Below are 17469 nucleotides of genomic sequence, written 5' to 3' on the forward strand. Positions count from 1 at the left end.
TGCTTTGCTTTTTTGCTGATCCGGCAAAGTGTGACCTCGGCACGCAATGTGCGCGCGACCGTCAACTCATTGCAACGATTTTGCATTTCGCACATTGCCGAGGCTGGTCATGGCTGAGGAGAACGAATTTCAGCCGCGACTTGGCCGAATCCGCTCCTCGCGAAGCCAGCGGGCCAGGCCGTTCATCGCCCAGGCGCTAGCCTCGGCTCAGCGCGCCGGCGGCGGCGTTTCGCGAGCCGGTCATCTGACCAGCCACCGTCATTCGCGCTTCGGCCGTGGCCGGGTCGCCAGCGAGCGGGCGAACCGTCTGCTCACGGGCCGCTCGCGTCTGGTGACAATCAAAACCCGCGTCGTCCGCCACAAGGCGCGGTCAGCGCCGCTCGGCGCGCACCTCGGCTATCTCCGGCGCGAGGGCGTCACCCGGGACGGGGAGAAGGCCCGTCTGTTCGGCCCCGACACCGACGATGCCGATCCCAAGGCGTTCGGTGAGCGCTGCCAGAATGACCGGCACCATTTCCGGTTCATCGTCTCGCCGGAGGACGCCGCCGACATGGCCGACCTCAAGGGCTTCGCGCGTGAACTGATCGGCCAGATGGAGAGAGATCTCGGGACCAGGCTCGATTGGGTCGCCGTCGATCACTGGAATACCCAACACCCTCACGTCCATATTCTCGTGCGGGGCGTGGCCGAAGACGGCCAGGACCTCGTGATCTCCCGTGCCTACATCAAGGAGGGGATGCGTGCTCGCGGGCAGGACCTGGTCACCCAGGAGCTCGGACTGCGCTCCGATCTCGACATTCACCGCTCGCTCGAGAGCCAGGTCGAAGCCGATCACTGGACCCAGCTCGACCGCCAGCTTGTTCGGGATGCAGGCCGGCATGGTGTCATCGACCTTGCTCCCGATCCGGCGCGGCAGCCCGATCAGTTCCATTCATTGAAGGTGGGTCGGCTGCGGCGCTTGGAGAGCCTTGGCCTCTCTCATCAGCTTGGGCCAGGCCAATGGTCCATGGACGAAGCCGCCGAGACGACGTTGCGCGAGCTCGGCGAGCGCGGCGACATCATCAAGCGCATCCACCGCAGCCTGACCGAACGCGGCATCGAGCGCGGGACCGCAAGTTACGTTTTGGCAGGCGAAAACCTTGGCGTCCCCGTCATCGGGCGTCTCGTTGATCGCGGTCTCGATGACGAGCTCAAGGCGACAGCCTATGCCGTGGTCGACGGCGTCGACGGCCGTACCCACCATATCAAGCTCCCCGATCTCGATGCCGCCGGCGACAGCGCACCGGGGTCGATCGTCGAGCTCCGCAAGTTCGACGACGCGCGAGGCCAGCGTCGCGTGGCGCTGGCCGTTCGCTCCGATCTGTCGATCGAAGCGCAGGTGACGGCAAGTGGCGCGACATGGCTCGACCGGCAGGCGATCGCGCGCGATCCGGTGGCACTCGGGCAAGCCGGCTTCGGCGCCGAGGTCCGCGAAGCCATGGAACGGCGCGCAGATCAGCTCATCGATCAAGGGCTGGCCGAGCGTCAGCCGCGAGGGCTTGTGTTCGCAAGGAACATCATCGGTACACTGCGCCGCCGGGAGTTGGAGGCTCTCGGTGAGCAGCTCGCCGCCGAGACCGGCCAGCCGTTCAATCCATCGGCTGCTGGTGAATATGTGACTGGGACCTATCGACAACGCTTCTCGCTCGCCTCCGGCCGCTTCGCGATGATCGACGATGGTCTCGGCTTCCAGCTCGTGCCTTGGACGCCCTCACTGGAAAAGCAGCTCGGTCGACACGTCTCCGGCGTCATCCGCGGTGATGGTGGCATCGATTGGGGCTTTGGGCGCAACCGGGGGATCGGCCTGTGAACCATCCCGACCATCACTGACGTCAGAAAGGGGCGGCGGCCATGTCTGCGACCAAAATACTCTGGGGGCAGGTCATCACTGTCTTAGTGATCGTCCTGCTGACGTTCTGGACCGCGACGGAATGGACCGCCTGGCGACTCGGCTTCCAAACGCAACTCGGGCAGCCCTGGTTCGAACTGTTCCACTTTCCGTTCTACCTTCCGCCCGCCTTCTTCTGGTGGTGGTTTGCCTATGATGCTTATGCGCCACATATTTTCGTTGAGGGTGCTTACATCGCGGCCTCCGGCGGCATCACCGCCGCGACCGTCGCGATCGGCATGTCGGTCTGGCGTGCCCGCGAAGCCAAGAATGCCGAGACCTATGGCTCGGCACGTTGGGCTGAGGCAAAGGAGATCGGGCAGGCTGGTCTGCTCGGGCCCGACGGCGTGGTTCTCGGCCGGTTCGAACGCGCCTATCTTCGACATGATGGACCGGAGCATGTCCTGTGCTTCGCGCCGACCCGGAGCGGCAAGGGCGTCGGTCTCGTCGTCCCGTCGCTGCTGACCTGGCCGGGATCTGCGATCGTCCACGACATCAAGGGCGAGAACTGGCAGCTCACGGCCGGCTTCCGGGCTCGGCACGGTCGCGTTCTTCTGTTCGACCCGACCAATGCGAAATCATCAGCCTACAACCCGTTGTTGGAAGTCCGCCACGGCGAGTGGGAGGTGCGCGATGTCCAGAATATCGCCGACATCCTGGTCGACCCCGAGGGCAGCCTCGAGAAGCGGAACCACTGGGAGAAGACCAGTCACGCGCTCCTCGTCGGCGCCATCCTCCACGTCCTCTATGCCGAGGAGGACAAGACGCTCGCCGGAGTCGCAGCCTTCCTGTCCGATCCCAAGCGGCCGATCGAATCGACGCTCGCCGCGATGATGCGGACCGCACATCTCGGCGAGGCCGGCGTCCATCCTGTCGTCGCCTCCGCCGCGCGGGAACTCTTGAACAAGTCCGGCAACGAGCGCTCCGGTGTTCTCAGCACAGCGATGTCGTTCCTGGGCCTCTATCGAGACCCAGTGGTGGCGGAGGTGACGCGCCGCTGCGACTGGCGGATCACCGACATCGTCGGCGGAGAGCGGGCGACCACGCTGTACCTCGTCGTGCCGCCCTCGGACATCAACCGCACCAAGCCGCTGATCCGGCTGATCCTCAACCAGATCGGCCGCCGCCTGACCGAGGATCTTCAAGGCAAGGCCGGCCGGCGCCGGCTTCTCCTGATGCTGGACGAATTCCCGGCGCTCGGCCGGCTCGATTTCTTCGAGTCGGCACTCGCCTTCATGGCCGGCTACGGCATCAAGAGTTTTCTGATCGCTCAGTCGCTGAACCAGATCGAGAAGGCCTATGGGCCAAACAACTCGATCCTCGACAACTGCCACGTCCGGGTCAGCTTCGCGACCAATGATGAAAGGACGGCCAAGCGAGTGTCCGACGCATTGGGTATGGCGACCGAGATGAAGGCGATGAAGAACTATGCCGGCAGCCGGCTGGCCCCTTGGCTCGGTCACCTCATGGTATCGCGGTCGGAGACCGCCCGCCCGCTACTCACCCCCGGCGAGATGATGCAGCTTCCGCCGTCAGATGAGATCGTCATGATGTCCGGCCTCCATCCGATCCGCGCCAAGAAGGCGCGCTATTACGAGGACAGCCGTCTCCAGGAACGCATCCTCGCGCCGCCGACGCTGACCGAGCCTAACTACAACCGGCCGGACGATTGGAGTTCACGGCCACAGCCGCCGAGCCCGACAGGCGCGCCGGCCTCGGTCGACGATGAGACTGACGTAGAGGATCCGAAGATGGCTGACCGCCGGCAGCAGCCGGAACTGGCTCGTGACACCGTGGAGAGAAGCGAACCCCTCGATAATGAGTTCGCCTCGGAATTTGCGGACGAAGTCGAGGAAGATGCCCCGCGGATCGGGCGCCTAAACGACATGATGCAGGGCGTCGCGCGCCAGGCATCCCTCGATCCCGGCGACGATCTCGGATTGTGAGGCAGGCATGACCGCACCAAAGAAGAAAGCCCAGATGTCGGTCTATCTCGATCCGGATGTCATGAAGACGCTGTCGGCCTATGCGGCTCGGCGCGAGCAGCCGATGTCGCTCATCGCCGAAGCCGCAATCGCATCCTTCCTGTCGCCGGATGCGGACGAGCGGCGGGAGGCCGCTGTTGCCAAGCGACTCGATCAAGTCGATCGCCGCATCGCGCGGCTCGAACGCGACATGGGGATCTCGGTCGAGACGCTGGCATTGTTCGTGCGCTTCTGGCTCACGACGACACCGCCACTCCCCGAACCGGCAGCAAAAGCGGCGCGGGCGCAAGGGAGCGCGCGGTGGGACAATTTCGTTGCAGCACTGGGGCGACGGCTCAGTCAAGGGCCGAAGCTGCGGCAGGAGATCCCGGAGGATATTCAGGAGAATGACCCGACGTGAGATAGCCGCCTCAATCATCGGGATAGCTAGACATTGGCGTCGCTGTTGTACTGTGGAAGCGTCAATGGAAATGTCGAGTCTTGCACCGAACATGCGCGGAATCAGCAGGCCCGAGCAAGCCTTTCCGTAGTCGAAAATCGTCTTGCGGCAGCAGTGCCACGAAAGCATTGTCCAACACTTGGATGCCTCGACGGTGACTTGGTTAACATCTCCCGCTCAATGACATGATCGCTAAGCGATAATCCGAAATGGACCAATTAAGCGCGACTTTGCGAAGGCAAAAGCCTCGACGAGATCTTTCCAACGATGCGCAAGGCGCCGCGGCTCACTGAGGCGCCGGCGAATAACCTCGGCTTAGCCCCGTTGTCTTGGATCATTTCAAGGCCGGCCGCCCTAACTGGCGGAGCGAAATTGATGAAGCGTTTGTGAACACTTGACGGGCCGTGACAGCTGAACGGACGTTCCAGACGAGCAGGCGTCTCGCGGAGCTCTTTGTTGCATCAGGTCGACATATGAAATCTCGGGTTCACAACTCGGCTGAAGATGCTTAACCGAAAAGCCGACCAGCGCGTTGCATTTAGCCAACAGCAAATGTCGGGCTACGCGCAATAGCGTAGTAAAAAGATTGCAAGAGCAAGCAAAAACCCCGGGGCATTGCTGCCGGGGTTCTCGCGTTTCGTGGTTGACGTCGATGCTCACCAGCAGGCCAGGATGGCTCGGCGGCTATCACCCCCGCGCCAACGATGCGCCACCAGGGAATCTGATCATGTGGCGCGGACTATCGCGTTTCATCGATATCGCAACGAGAGCGAAACTCTGACTTAAAAATGTGGATAGTCGTAAGCTTCTTCGTCAGCTTACCGACAGGTAAGTGCTTCAGAGTTTACAACGTATCGTACTCAGTCCTGGCAAGGGAGTATGGAATGGATCTTTTGAGGCAGGACGGATTCTGCGCGGCGATGGGATCTCTGCGAACGAACGAGAGGGGCAGGAAAACGAGGCCGGGGCGCAGTGGGACCGAGTGCTGACACGCTATGACGCGGCAGATTCAGCTCATGCGGAGGACGACCAAGACCAGACGATTGAAAATTGGGCTGCCAAACGGGACGTGAGCCCACTCGAGGATCGAGAAGAAGCCCTAACGCGATTAAATCTCTCCGAGAGAGATCAACATCTCGATCTCGGATCGTTGTCCCTGACCAGTCTGCCCAGATTTTCGACCGACCTCAGGCAAATCGACGTTTCCTTCAACCGGCTAACCAAACTGCCCGATATCCTGCCCGCCACCCTCGGGTCGCCCAACGTCAGTCACAACCAGCGGACCAACTTGCCCGCCCTTCCGGCCGTGCTCGCTTACCTCAACGCGAATGATAACCGACTAGCGAGTCTGCCTGATGCCCTTCCTCCTGCGCTTCAGTTTCTCGACGTCAGCTACAATGAGTTGCCGAATCTGCCGGAGGGCTTACCCGCTATGCTGTGTACTCTCGCCGTTAGGGGCAACCAGCTAACCAGCCTACCCGAGAACCTACTGACGCAGTTGAGCGCTGGGCCGAGTTAGATCTGTCTGGAAATCCGCTGCCGGAGCAGGTGCTGACGAACCTGCATACAGGCTCGATTTTGTGAGCACCGCAGTGTACCAGCGATTCGGTCCGCAACGCGCGGCGAGCAACAGAACAGCGAGGCAGCCATGGTAAAACCGTTCCCGTCGAAGACCCATATCGGCAACCATATGCTGCATCCGGAAACCCTGATGCTGACCTATGGCTATGATCCGCAATTGTCGGAGGGCGCCATCAAGCCGCCGGTGTTCCTGACCTCGACCTTCGTGTTCAAGACAGCCGAAGACGGCCAGGACTTCTTCGATTACGTCGCCGGCCGCCGCGAGCCGCCGGAAGGCATGGGCGCGGGCCTGGTCTATTCGCGCTTCAATCACCCCAACAGCGAGATCGTCGAGGACAGGCTCGCGGTCTACGAGCGCACCGACAGCTGTGCGCTGTTCTCCTCGGGCATGGCGGCAATCGCGACCACGATCCTCGCCTTCGTCCGCCCCGGCGACGTCATCCTGCACTCCCAGCCGCTCTATGGCGGCACGGAGACCCTGCTGACGAACACGCTGGCGCGCCTGTCGATCGGCGCGGTCGGCTTTGCCGACGGCATCGATGAAGCCTCCGTCAGGCAGGCCGCGGAGGAGGCGATGGGCAGGGGGCGGGTTTCGATGATCCTGATCGAGACCCCGGCCAACCCGACCAATGGCCTCGTCGACGTCGCGATGATCCGGCGCATCGCCGATTCCGTCGGCAAGGCCCAGGGACACACGCCGATCATCGCCTGCGACAACACGCTGCTCGGCCCGGTGTTTCAGCGGCCGATCGAGCACGGCGCGGACCTGTCGCTGTATTCGCTGACGAAATATGTCGGCGGCCACTCCGACCTGATTGCGGGCGCCGCACTCGGATCGAAGGCGATCATGAAGGGCGTCAAGGCGCTCCGCGGCGCCATCGGCACCCAGCTCGATCCGCATTCGTGCTGGATGATCAACCGCTCATTGGAGACGCTGAGCCTGCGCATGGAAAAGGCGGATGCGAATGCGCGCCTGGTGGCGAGCTATCTGCGCGACCACCCCAAGGTCGCCAGGGTGCATTATCTCGGCCACCACGAGCAAGCCTCGGCCTCGGGGCGGGTGTTCGCGAGACAATGCCTGGGCGCGGGATCGACCTTCTCGTTCGACATCGTCGGTGGCAAGGAGGCGGCGGTGAAATTCCTCAATGCGCTGCAAATCCTCAAACTGGCGGTGAGCCTCGGCGGCACCGAGTCGCTCGCGAGCCTGCCCGCGACCATGACCCATTCCGGCGTTCCCGCCGACATTCGCCAAAAGATCGGCGTGCTCGATTCCACCATCCGGCTGTCGATCGGGATCGAGAACCCGTCCGATCTGATCGCGGACCTCGCGCAGGCGCTGAACGCGGCTTGAGCGAGGGAATCAAAGCGGATTGGACGCGCCGCACGCTGATATGATCGCCGCGGCGGCCTCATTGCTTTGCGCGCCCGAGAGCTGCCGCACGAGGGAGACGTAATAGCCCTTGCTGGATGCGTTCAGCAGGGAATCGCCGGCAGGCCGTCAATCTCACTCGATTTCGAGCCATTCGGGGACGGCGCGACCCGTGGGCCAACGAACGAAACCAACTCGCAATTGCCGCCCGATCCAGTGCCCGACCGCGATCACCGTGCTCCTGCTTTGCATCTAGTTGAAGCAGTTCAGCCGCTCGCCACCTCGTCTCTTAAACGCAGCAGCCTGGATTGGTTGAAGCCTGCCCCTGCAGATGGTTCAATCCATTTGGATACCTTATTCAGCTCCTCCTTCCTCAGCCTTGGTCGTCCGTGAACAAGCCTCTAAGCGATTGAGCGGGAGTCTGTTTCTCGGATGCGGAGGCATTTGAGATTGCAGGGATTGGGAGCTTGAGAAGCCCAAACCCTGCAATTTCGTTTTATGGATTTCCCTTCGTTGCGGACCATGATCCTGTGTTGCATCGGAAGGGACGATGCGGCCGAAGAAGCACAAGACGACGGAATCGAACGATCTGTTCCGGGCAAGGCTGGACCAGATAATCAACATGAATCACGAGCTGGTTCGGCTCGCTGGCAAGGTCAATTGGGACTGGATCGACGGCGAGATGCGCCCCTCTACAGCGAGAACGGCCGACCCGGGATCGAGACCCGCTTCGTGATCGGGCTGCTGTTGCTCAAGCACATTTTCGGGTTGTCCAATGAGGGGGTCTGCGAACGCTGGGTCCATGACCCGTATTTCCAGTTCTTCACCGGCGAAGAGTTCTTCCAGCACGTCTTCCCGCACGAGCACTCGGACTTGAGCCACTGGCGCAAGCGGCTCGGCGACAAGCTGGAACTTTTGCTGGCCGAGAGCCTGCGGGTGGCACACCAGGCCGGCGCGTTACGTGGCCAAGACCCCCAGCGGGTCACGGTCGACACCATGGTGCAGCCGAAGGCCATCACCTTTCCGACCGACGCCAAGCTGCTGCATGCGGCCATCAATGGCCTCAACCGCCTGGCGAGAAGACACGGCGTCAGGCTGCGGCAATCCTATTCTCGCGTGGCCAAGGCCGCCGCGATGATGGCGGGGCCGCTACGCCCATGCCAAACAGTTCAGGCGGCATCAGCGGCAGTTGCGTATCTTGCGCAGCCGGCTGGGCCGGATCATCGGCGACATCCGCCGCAAGATCGGGGGCCAGCCTGCACTGGAGGAGGCGTTCGCCCTCCCGCTGAGCCGAGCCACCTAGATCCGCTCGCAGCAGCAGCGCCAGCGCGGCTGGAAGCTGTATTCCTTCCATGCTCCGGAGGTCGAGTGCATAGGCAAGGGCAAGGCCAGCGCACCTTACGAGTCGGCGTGAAGGCCTCCATCGTCACCAACAACCGCCGGGATCCCGGTGGCCTGTTCGTGCTGCACGCCAGGGCGATGCCCGATAACCCGTACGATGGTCACACCTTGCGGGACGTCCTTGACCGCACCGAGACGCTCACCGGTTGTTCGATCGAGCGGGCCTATCTCGACAAGGGATACCGCGGCCACGACGCACAAAATCCCGTCGCGTCTTCATCTCCGGCCAGAAGCGCGGCGTCTTCGGTGTCATCAAGCGCGAGCTGCGCCGCCGCTCCGCCATCGAGCCCATCATCGGACACCTGAAGACCCCGAAGGTCACCTCGGACGCTGCTACCTCAAGGGCCGCGCAGGAGATGCCGCCAACGTCATCCTCTCGGCCGTGGGCCACAACTTCCGCCGCATCCTTGCCTGGCTCAGAGAACTCTTGTGCCCCTTCCCGTTCCAGCTTTGGCGCATGCTCGCCTGTCCAGCCCCGCTCAATTCGGCTTCTTAACATGGCGTAATCGCGGCTGACGTCTTCTTGAGAACACGAGGATCGGTACGATCGGCGCCAGCAAATCGAAAGGGAGCAGCGCTGTGAAGCAGTACGTTGGCTTGGACATCTCTATGGAAGAAACCAGCATTTGCGTTTTGGACCAGACCGGCGGTGTAACATTCGAAGGGTGTGCGCCGACCAATCCGGAGGCGATCGCTAAACTCTTGCGGCGGCATGCCGGCAATGCTGAGCGGATCGTTTTTGAAACGGGCTCGCTATCGAATTGGCTTTGGCACCAACTCAAGGCACTGGGCTTTCCAGTGCTTTGCCTTGATGCGCGTCATGCCCACGCGGCGTTGTCGATGCGCATCAACAAGTCGGATCAGAACGATGCCAAGGGGTTGGCCGAAATGGCCCGCATGGGATGGTATCGGGAAGCTGCCGTGAAGGGGGCGGAGAGCTGGAAAACTCGTTCGATGCTGGCGGCACGAACCAAGCTGGTGAGTCTACGGCGAGATATTGACAACCAAATGCGCGGTCTGTGCAGGGGGTTAGGAATAGTGCTCGGCAAGGCCGGCTCGACCAACCTGGCTCGCAAAGTGGACGCCGTGCTTGCTGAAGCGCCGGATTTGCAAGATATTTTCACACCACTGCTGCTTGCCCAGTCCTGTTTGACTGAGCAAATCGAGAAGTTCGATCGACAACTCATGGCAGTGGCAAAAGGCGACCAAACTGTTCGGCGAATGATGACCGTTCCTGGTGTCGGTCCCCTGACTGCCCTGTCCTTCGTCGTCACCATCGACGACCCCAGTCGCTTCAAACATTCCGCCGACGTGGGCGCCTATCTCGGCCTGACACCAAGACGTTATCAATCCGGTGAGATGGATCGCACTGGCCGCATCTCCATGCGCGGCAACCACCAGATGCGAACTTATTTGTTCGAGGCCGCGAACGTCCTGCTGACCGTTGTCAGGCGAGGTTCTGCGCTCAAGCGCTGGGGCAGCAAGCTGGCCAAACGCATTGGCACCAAAAAGGCCAGGTTGCCGTCGCTCGTAAAATGGTTGTCATCCTCCATGCCATCTGGACCGACGGCACCGAGTTCCAAGCAGAGATGCGCGCCGCATGAAGCAGTCTTAAATCGACCCAGATCCGCCCTCGGCGGAACAAGCGTCCCTGCCGGGACGAAGGTGTGGGCAATCTCGAAGTCGTCCCTGCGGGCTTTACGCACCGCGCTCTTAACATCGGGATGCCACACCTCTTGAACGCCATCATGCGGCGGCTCCTGTAGAGACGACCGCGGAAAGAACCATGAACCCGGCAGCGGATCATTTTTGTGTATCGGGGTTGACACCGTGCCCGCGATTAAAGAACGGACGACTTCTTCGTCTTGTCGTGTTCAGCCATGTTCGGTTCTAGGCGCTTATGTCCAGAGCCGAACGCGTACACGACAAGTCTGTGTCGGTGCGGTGCGTAGGCAGATAATTTTAGTTCATCTTTAAGCAAGAGTCGCGGGCCGGTCTTTGATGGCACGGCAATTGCTGGACACCATAAGGATGCGCAACATGTGGTGGTCTCGGTGTCCAGGATTTGAAATGAGTGTGCCCGACAGGTCGCAAATCAATGCGAGGGACGCTGCACCGTGAGTGCGATTCCTCTGGAGGTTCGCTCCGGCATGCGGGTGCCGCTGTCGTTAGCGTGACGATCTTTGACCCGCGCCTGGGGGTCGCGAAGAAGATGGCAACGCAGGATGTGATCTGGGTGGAGCGGGGGCAGCGAATCCGCACTGCTCAAATTGCGCGGCGACCATATCGACCGAACAGAAAGTCGTCCCTCTGACGCTTGTGTGTCGTCGCGCCTGCCTTCACACGAAAAAGGAGTCCAAAAAATGCGCGCGCCGAGCTATTCCGAGGCACTGGAGTTCGCGATCGACCGCTCGTACGACATCAACCTCGACATGCTGAGGGCGCGAAAGCTACACCTTGACACCTACAACGATTATCTTGTCGGCACATATCCACCTCTCAAAGCAATGGGCGAGCTGAACGCCGAAAAATTGTTGGGTGAGATTACGTCGTCAATTGACCTCTACTTTCACATCCCCTTCTGCAATCAGTATTGCACATTTTGTCACTTCGCCAAGGAAATCAATCCGCGTTCCAGACGTGTGGAGCGTTACCTGGCGGCTCTAGACAAAGAAATGAGTTGGTCGGACGCGGCGCTTGCCGGCAGGGCTATTGAGACAGCTTTCTTTGGAGGTGGCACCCCCTCAATCTTGACCAATCCGCAACTCAAGACGCTATTTGACATAATCAAGCAGCGCTTTGATCTATCGAAGTCCGAAGTGAGTTTCGAATTGCATCCCTCTCTTGGAAAGCAGGTGGACGCAGCGGATCGCATATCCACTCTGCTCAGAAGCGGCGTAAACCGCTTCGTACTGGGGGTTCAAAGTCTCGATCAAAATATTTTGCGTATATTGAACCGCGGGCACGGTGTGGACGAGGTGAGACAACTGGTTGAATTGCTCAATAAGCTAGGTGTTCAGAATCTGTCGCTAGACCTAATCTATGGGTTGCCGCAGCAAACGCTCCGAAGTTGGTATGACTCGCTCATCGGTCTGCTGGATATGGGAGTGGAGAAGTTCAATATCTTCCCATTGTTGTTCAAGTCGACGGACCCCGTAGCTCGCCATTTGAGCAGAGGACGATACCAATTCGCTGGGGCGAAGGAGCGCATCATCATGCATTTCATGGCTGAGCATATCCTCACGAAACTTGGCTATCGCCATGGCCCGATCTTCTATTGGACCAAGAAGTCGCAGCCGCACTCGGTTCAGCAGCGTCGCAAATACGATTCCTGGAACGACAATAATCTGGTCCCATTCGGGGTTGGTGGATTTGGCTACATGAGTCAGTGCCAATTCTACAATGAGGCAGATTTGGATCGCTACTTACACAGGGTTGAGTCTGGCGCGAAGCCAGTGTGGAAGGGCGTCGTCTTGTCACAAGACGATCTGATGCGCAGAACGGTGATGCTCGCGTTGCGAAGTAGTGGAGTGTCACTCTCCCGCTTCGAGAGGGAATTTGGAGTGTCTATGGAACTATACTTTCGTCGCGAGATCAAAAAGCTAACTGAGGCGGGACTCATCAGCATTTCAAACGAAGGCGTGCTGACGTTAACCACCGCTGGCATCATCAATTCGGGAGCGGTATCGCTGCAATTTTTCTCCGACGAGGTGCTTGAGCGGGTCGCGCGCACCGATAGCAGGATCTTAGATAAACGAACTGATCTCATCGAGAAGCACGACTACTCACCGGCCGCGCGATACGGTGCGACTGCAGAGATGCAAGCTATTTTTGGCCAGGGCAGGTGAGTGCTCGCTATGGTCGCCAGTATTTCCCCTTCCGCCCAAGAACCGCCTCGCAACCGCGAAGACATATTTTCTCATGCGGCCGATCGCATTTATCGTCGACAACGAAAACGACCGCTTGGGCGATTCAGCAATTTTGTCGTCGATGAACTGCCACACGAGATTGCGGAAATCAAATGCAGTGAGCGGCCGGATGAAGCGGTTAGGGCCCTCGGTCGCAGTATCAGCGCGATTGTGGCGGACACAGACTATGATGCACTGTTGCGGGGGCTGCCGCACTCCGAGTTCGAGATTGCCAAGACAGACATCCAATATCTCACCAATTGTGCTTATCAGATCTCCGCGTTTGCCGGCCTCCATTCCGGGGATGCCGAATTGACGGTGGGTGAGGCGCTAAACCGTCTTGCCCGCTTATCCCGCCAGCGGCAGCCTGGCATCGAGGTCCTCTCCTATGAGGATATGATACTTACGAATCCGGTACAGACCGATCCGCGTGTATACTGCCTTGGAGCGGCCGGCGTCGAGGAACGAGATTTTTGCTTGGGCCATCAACTCATCGAAAACGAATTGCAGTTGGCAATCGACGCTCTACTCGCGTTGCGAGATGTGGCTGGCGCTGACGCGCGTCAATGTCTCGCGCTGTGCATGAAGCACCTTGAGACGGCGAATTATGTCCTGACTCGCTTTTATGAACATATGTCGCCGGATCTGTTTGGCCAATTCCGCGTGTTCTACGGAAAGAATCCTTACAAGGATAGGCTCGGCCCGAGCGGCAGATTCTCTGCCCGCATTGTGGCTGCCTCAGTACTGCTGATCGGCGAAGAGCTGTTCCTCCAGAAACCGCAATTTTTTTCGGATGTATATCGGCTGTCCGAGTACTACCCTCAAGCGTACATTCATGAGGTGTTCCGCTGGTTGTCGCCGGACAAGAAAGATGCGTGGCTCAAGCCAGATTGGCTAGAAGGAAAAGCGGATTTCCCTCGGTTTGCAACCATTTCGCCGGTTATAGCGCACGGCAACAGTGAAATCCGGATGCTGCGGGCATCCTGTGTTCGTGCGCTGGATCGGTTTACGCTGATGCACCATAGTACGGCTTTGAAGTATACGGTCGAGCCCGGTCGACCGGTTGTCGGAGTTGAGGCATCGGAAAGTATCGACGCTGTCCTTTTGCAGAGACTGTTGACGACGGCGGCTCAGTAAGCCTGAGGGTGCTATTTGCGTAGTAGAAAAGTTGATGGCGGAAGAGACGGAGGCCCTCGAGGCCAGTTGGCAGCCGATGTCGACGTCTCAAGACGAGGTTATCTTTCGTCGGTTCGAGTCAGGAGATGCCGATGATGTATGGCATCTGCATAGAGCCGCATCGGAGGATGGTGGTGCGCGCGGCCCGGAAGGGGCTTGGGAAGATGACTTGCGCAATATCGGGGAAGTATACATCAGATCGGGCGGTGACTTCTTACTTGCCCATATTGGTTCGCGACTCGTCGCCATGGGGGGACTGAAGCCTGTCGATGCTGATGTCGCACAGCTGACGCGTATGCGCGTCGATCCGGCCTTTCGACGACGAGGGTTTGGAAGGAGGCTTCTTCGTGAGTTGGAATCGAGGGCCGTTGCTGCTGGGTTCAAGCGGATCGTGCTGGATACGACAATGATTCAACTAGGTGCTCAAAGACTTTATGAGACCGCGGACTATGTTCGCCGCAGGGAGGGGACGCTGCACGGATATGCAGTTATCTTCTACGAGAAGCGGATGGCCGTGGAGGGTGAAGCTCTCCACTTGAGCAAGTAAAGCCTGTGCGCTTTGGATCAGCTTCACGACAGGCTGAAACAACGTGATGTGCTCCATTTGTGGCGCGGGCGCCACCAAGAGAGAGGGAGGCGCGCAGAAGAGGGCGGCGCACGGAGCGATAGTTCGCGATCGGTCCATCGAGGTGCAGGTTAGATCTGCCAGATGGAGGATTGGTATGATATGAGTGGACGAATAAGCGAGCGTGCTTCCGTTACGCTAGTTGTCTCGCGACTGTTTATTGCATCAGGCGGCGCTTAAGAAAGCTCTCGTGAATTCGAACACTTCTCTGGAAGGCCCGGTCCGCTGGCAGTCCAAGCAGGAGACAGCATGCGCACTGCGAGTCCTTCGTTGAATGAGTCGTTCGTGAAGAATGCGGAATGGCCTGAGAAATAAGCAGAAGCGGTCTTGATATAGTGTTGGAGTTTGCAGGAAAGCGGTGTGTTGGACCACGCTCTCCTGCGTTTCGGGATTTTGCTTTTGAGCGATTCGTGATTCCCTGACCGCGGGTCGTCGGCATTGGGGAAGGCGATGAGCAAACCGCGCGATGATCGCCAGAAAGACCTCTGCTTCCGGCCCTCGATGAAGTCATCGACATGGGTCACCCGCTGGTGCGGTTGGCGACGTTGATCGACTGGAACATCCTGGATGACCGCTTTAGTTCGGTGTGCCAAGCAGGGTCGGGGCAGCCTGGCCTGCCGACGCGGCTTGTCGCCGGCCTGTTCATTTTGAAGCACATGCACAACCTGTCAGATGAGGTGCTGTGGGCTCGCTGGATCGAGAACCCCTATTACCAATACTTCTGCGGCGAATTGAGCTTCTGCCACCGTCTGCCGTTCGATCGATCGTCGATGACACGCTGGCGCCAGCGGCTCGGCGAGGAGCAGCTCGTCGCGCTGATCCAGGAAAGTCTGTCGGTGGCGCACAAGACTGGCGCGATCGGCCCCAAGGACCTGGAACGGGTGGTCGTCGATACCACAGTGCAGCCCAAGGCGGTTGCACATCCGACCGACGCGCGGCTGCTGCATCGAGCAATCACCAAGCTCGTCGGGCTCGCCGAGCGCAATCGTGTGCCGCTGCGCCAGAGCTATCTGCGCCTGGCCAAACGCGCCGCCATCATGGTCGGCCGCTATACCCACACCCACCAGTTCAAACGCGCCCGGCGTCAGCTCAAGTTCCTGCGGACACGGCTTGGCCGGATCATCCGCGACATCCGCCGCAAGATTGATGGCGATGCGGTGCTGGAAGCTTGCTTCGGCCCGCTGCTCGGTTTAGCGCAGCAGGTGCGCAGCCAGGATCAGCATCAGCGCGGTCCGAAGGTCTATGCGTTACATGCCCCTGAGGTCGAGTGCATCGGCAAGGGGAAAGCCCGCCTTACGAGTTCGGCTGCAAGGTCAGTATTGCCACCCCCGTGACGTCTCCGAAGGGCGGACAGTTCGTGCTCCATGCCAAGGCACTGCATGGCAATCCCTTCGACGGGCACACGCTCGGCCCTGTGATCGCCGACATGGAGAAGCTCCGGCGTGGAGACTCGCCGCATCCACGTCGACAAAGGGTGTCGCGGCCACAACCACCCGCATCGGTTCAGGGTCTGGATCTCGGGTCAGGTCCGCCGCGTCACGGCTTCCATCCGCCGCGAGATGAAGCGTCGCGCGGCTGTCGAGCCCGTCATCGGCCATATCAAGGCCGAGCATCGCATGGACCGCAATTATCTCAAGGGGCGCATCGACGACCGCATCAACGCTGTCCTCGCCGCCGCCGGCTACAACTTCGGCCTGCTCCTGCGATGGCTGGCAGAGTTCTTGCGCGACACTATCCGCGCGTTCCTCGATACCCTCCCGGCTGAAAACATCGCTTGAGCCGGGCGCCGCGCTGGTTCTTCACGGACGACGCCGCACGCGACTCGCGTTTCGCGCTCAGCACGATCGCTAATCTTTTTTCCCAACAGGTTGCTCCGGCTATCACTAGTCTAGGTCCCCAATGGCGCCTCTCGCGCCGCTTGCCGTCGGTTCCTACCTCCGCGGTCAGCGTCTGCCTATCGTCGGTCGCGTCTCGATCGACAGCACAACAGTCAACATTTCTGTCGGATGAGGCACTCGATCTAGGAAGCCTCGTCGAAGTGATCCGACCTCATCAGATGCTGGCGGCTGACGCAGGCACTATCGCTTGCGAGATTCTCACTGGCCTCGGTCATCGCTTCCGCAGAGATTATCGTTGACGCTTTCGCGCAAACAACACTCTTCGAGTTCACCAAGCATAACGTTGGACCGAAAGAATGAAAGTCACTGTCTTAGGCGCGGGCGTTATCGGCGTCACAACCGCTTATCAGCTTGCGAAGCTCGGGCACGAAGTCGTTGTCGTCGATAGGCCATTGGGTCCCGCACTGGAAAACCAGTTTTGCGAACGCCGGCGAGGTCTCCTTCGGCTACTGTTCGCCGTGGGGTGTTCCGGGATCCCTGTGAAGGCCGTCACGTGGATGCTCATGGGCCACGAGCCATTGATCCTTCGTCCGAAGCTTGATGCAGCCATGCTCTCTTGGCTTTTCCATATGCTAGCGGTTGCCAGTCGGCCAAGCCTTTACGCCAGACCGGCGTCTCTCCGTCGATTATCTGGGTCGCCAAGAGTTCGCGTAGCCTGTCGGCGGGTACAGGGCCTTTGCGCGTTCGCCGCCCTGTGCATAGAACCATGCTTCGTCGCTCGTCGGTCGTGTCGCTCATTATTGTCCCAGCTTCCTCGTGTCTTTGGGACCCAACGGCCTCATTTGTATTCATTCGTCGGGAGCCGATCTCGAAATAGGGACATTATAGTGCGTGTTTTAATGGACCGCAAAGCCGTCTGTTCTGCCTATGAAGGCAACGGCTCTGGTAGCTTGGAATCTCCGGCGGCTGCGCGTGAGGCGCGGGCTGTCCCAGGAGGCATTGGCGGTGGACGCTGGTGTTGACCGTTCCTATGTGGGACGGATCGAGCGCGGGCTCGAAAACCCGACAGTCGAAACTTTGGACCGGCTGGCCACAGCCTTACAGGCTGTCGTCGCTGAACTGTTGCTCGCGCCCAAGGTTGGCGAAAAGCCGCCAGCGCCCCTCCGAAAAGGACGCAAGAAGAAGTGATCTGTCTGAACTATTCTGTCGCGTCTTCTTCC

General features: G+C 59.9%; 10 protein-coding genes and 4 pseudogenes. 13 read left to right on the forward strand and 1 reads right to left on the reverse strand.

Going from position 1 to position 17469, the window contains the following annotated elements:
• Window positions 1–109 precede the first annotated feature (109 nt).
• From GGD66_RS33100 to GGD66_RS41725, 12 genes and pseudogenes are all read left to right on the forward strand, one after another.
• Window positions 110–1849, forward strand: a complete 1740-nt coding sequence (locus GGD66_RS33100; RefSeq protein ID WP_183260736.1) for a VirD2 family relaxase/mobilization nuclease — start codon at window positions 110–112, stop codon at window positions 1847–1849.
• 41 nt (window positions 1850–1890) lie between these two features.
• Window positions 1891–3873, forward strand: coding sequence for a conjugal transfer protein TraG (locus GGD66_RS33105; protein WP_183260738.1), 1983 nt, complete (start codon window positions 1891–1893; stop codon window positions 3871–3873).
• Between the two features lie 7 nt (window positions 3874–3880).
• Window positions 3881–4312, forward strand: coding sequence for a CopG family transcriptional regulator (locus tag GGD66_RS33110; RefSeq protein WP_183260740.1), 432 nt, complete (start codon window positions 3881–3883; stop codon window positions 4310–4312).
• 1687 nt (window positions 4313–5999) lie between these two features.
• Window positions 6000–7283: a cystathionine gamma-synthase family protein gene (locus GGD66_RS33115; protein ID WP_183260742.1), complete on the forward strand. Its 1284-nt coding sequence runs from the start codon at window positions 6000–6002 to the stop codon at window positions 7281–7283.
• Window positions 7284–7851: 568 nt separating this feature from the next.
• Window positions 7852–9198 (forward strand): annotated as a pseudogene (locus GGD66_RS33120) (IS5 family transposase).
• 113 nt (window positions 9199–9311) lie between these two features.
• On the forward strand, window positions 9312–10442 hold the full coding sequence (locus GGD66_RS33125; RefSeq protein WP_312014210.1) for an IS110 family transposase: 1131 nt from the start codon (window positions 9312–9314) through the stop codon (window positions 10440–10442).
• Window positions 10443–11065: 623 nt separating this feature from the next.
• A complete protein-coding gene (locus GGD66_RS33130; RefSeq protein ID WP_183260744.1) occupies window positions 11066–12550 on the forward strand; it encodes a coproporphyrinogen-III oxidase family protein in 1485 nt (494 codons plus the stop codon).
• 9 nt (window positions 12551–12559) lie between these two features.
• A complete protein-coding gene (locus GGD66_RS33135; protein WP_246789104.1) occupies window positions 12560–13747 on the forward strand; it encodes a hypothetical protein in 1188 nt (395 codons plus the stop codon).
• 34 nt (window positions 13748–13781) lie between these two features.
• On the forward strand, window positions 13782–14333 hold the full coding sequence (locus GGD66_RS33140) for a GNAT family N-acetyltransferase (RefSeq protein ID WP_246789105.1): 552 nt from the start codon (window positions 13782–13784) through the stop codon (window positions 14331–14333).
• Window positions 14334–14861: 528 nt separating this feature from the next.
• A pseudogene (locus GGD66_RS33145) lies at window positions 14862–16189 on the forward strand (IS5 family transposase).
• Window positions 16190–16343: 154 nt separating this feature from the next.
• Window positions 16344–16548: pseudogene (locus GGD66_RS41720) on the forward strand (alanine racemase C-terminal domain-containing protein); the annotation flags it as partial.
• A gap of 57 nt (window positions 16549–16605) precedes the next feature.
• A pseudogene (locus GGD66_RS41725) lies at window positions 16606–16885 on the forward strand (FAD-dependent oxidoreductase); the annotation flags it as partial.
• Here the strand turns inward: GGD66_RS41725 and GGD66_RS41730 are convergent.
• Window positions 16811–17101 (reverse strand): DUF4339 domain-containing protein, encoded by a 291-nt coding sequence (locus GGD66_RS41730; RefSeq protein WP_312014211.1) that lies wholly within the window; start codon window positions 17099–17101, stop codon window positions 16811–16813. The pseudogene GGD66_RS41725 and the gene GGD66_RS41730 sit on opposite strands and share 75 nt — an antisense overlap.
• Before the next feature lie 75 nt (window positions 17102–17176).
• Between GGD66_RS41730 and GGD66_RS33155 the strand changes: the two genes are divergently transcribed.
• A complete protein-coding gene (locus tag GGD66_RS33155) occupies window positions 17177–17437 on the forward strand; it encodes a helix-turn-helix domain-containing protein (RefSeq protein ID WP_183260747.1) in 261 nt (86 codons plus the stop codon).
• Window positions 17438–17469 lie beyond the last annotated feature (32 nt).

The sequence above is a fragment of the Bradyrhizobium sp. CIR48 genome (genome assembly GCF_014198315.1).
In the GTDB taxonomy this organism is placed as follows: domain Bacteria; phylum Pseudomonadota; class Alphaproteobacteria; order Rhizobiales; family Xanthobacteraceae; genus Bradyrhizobium.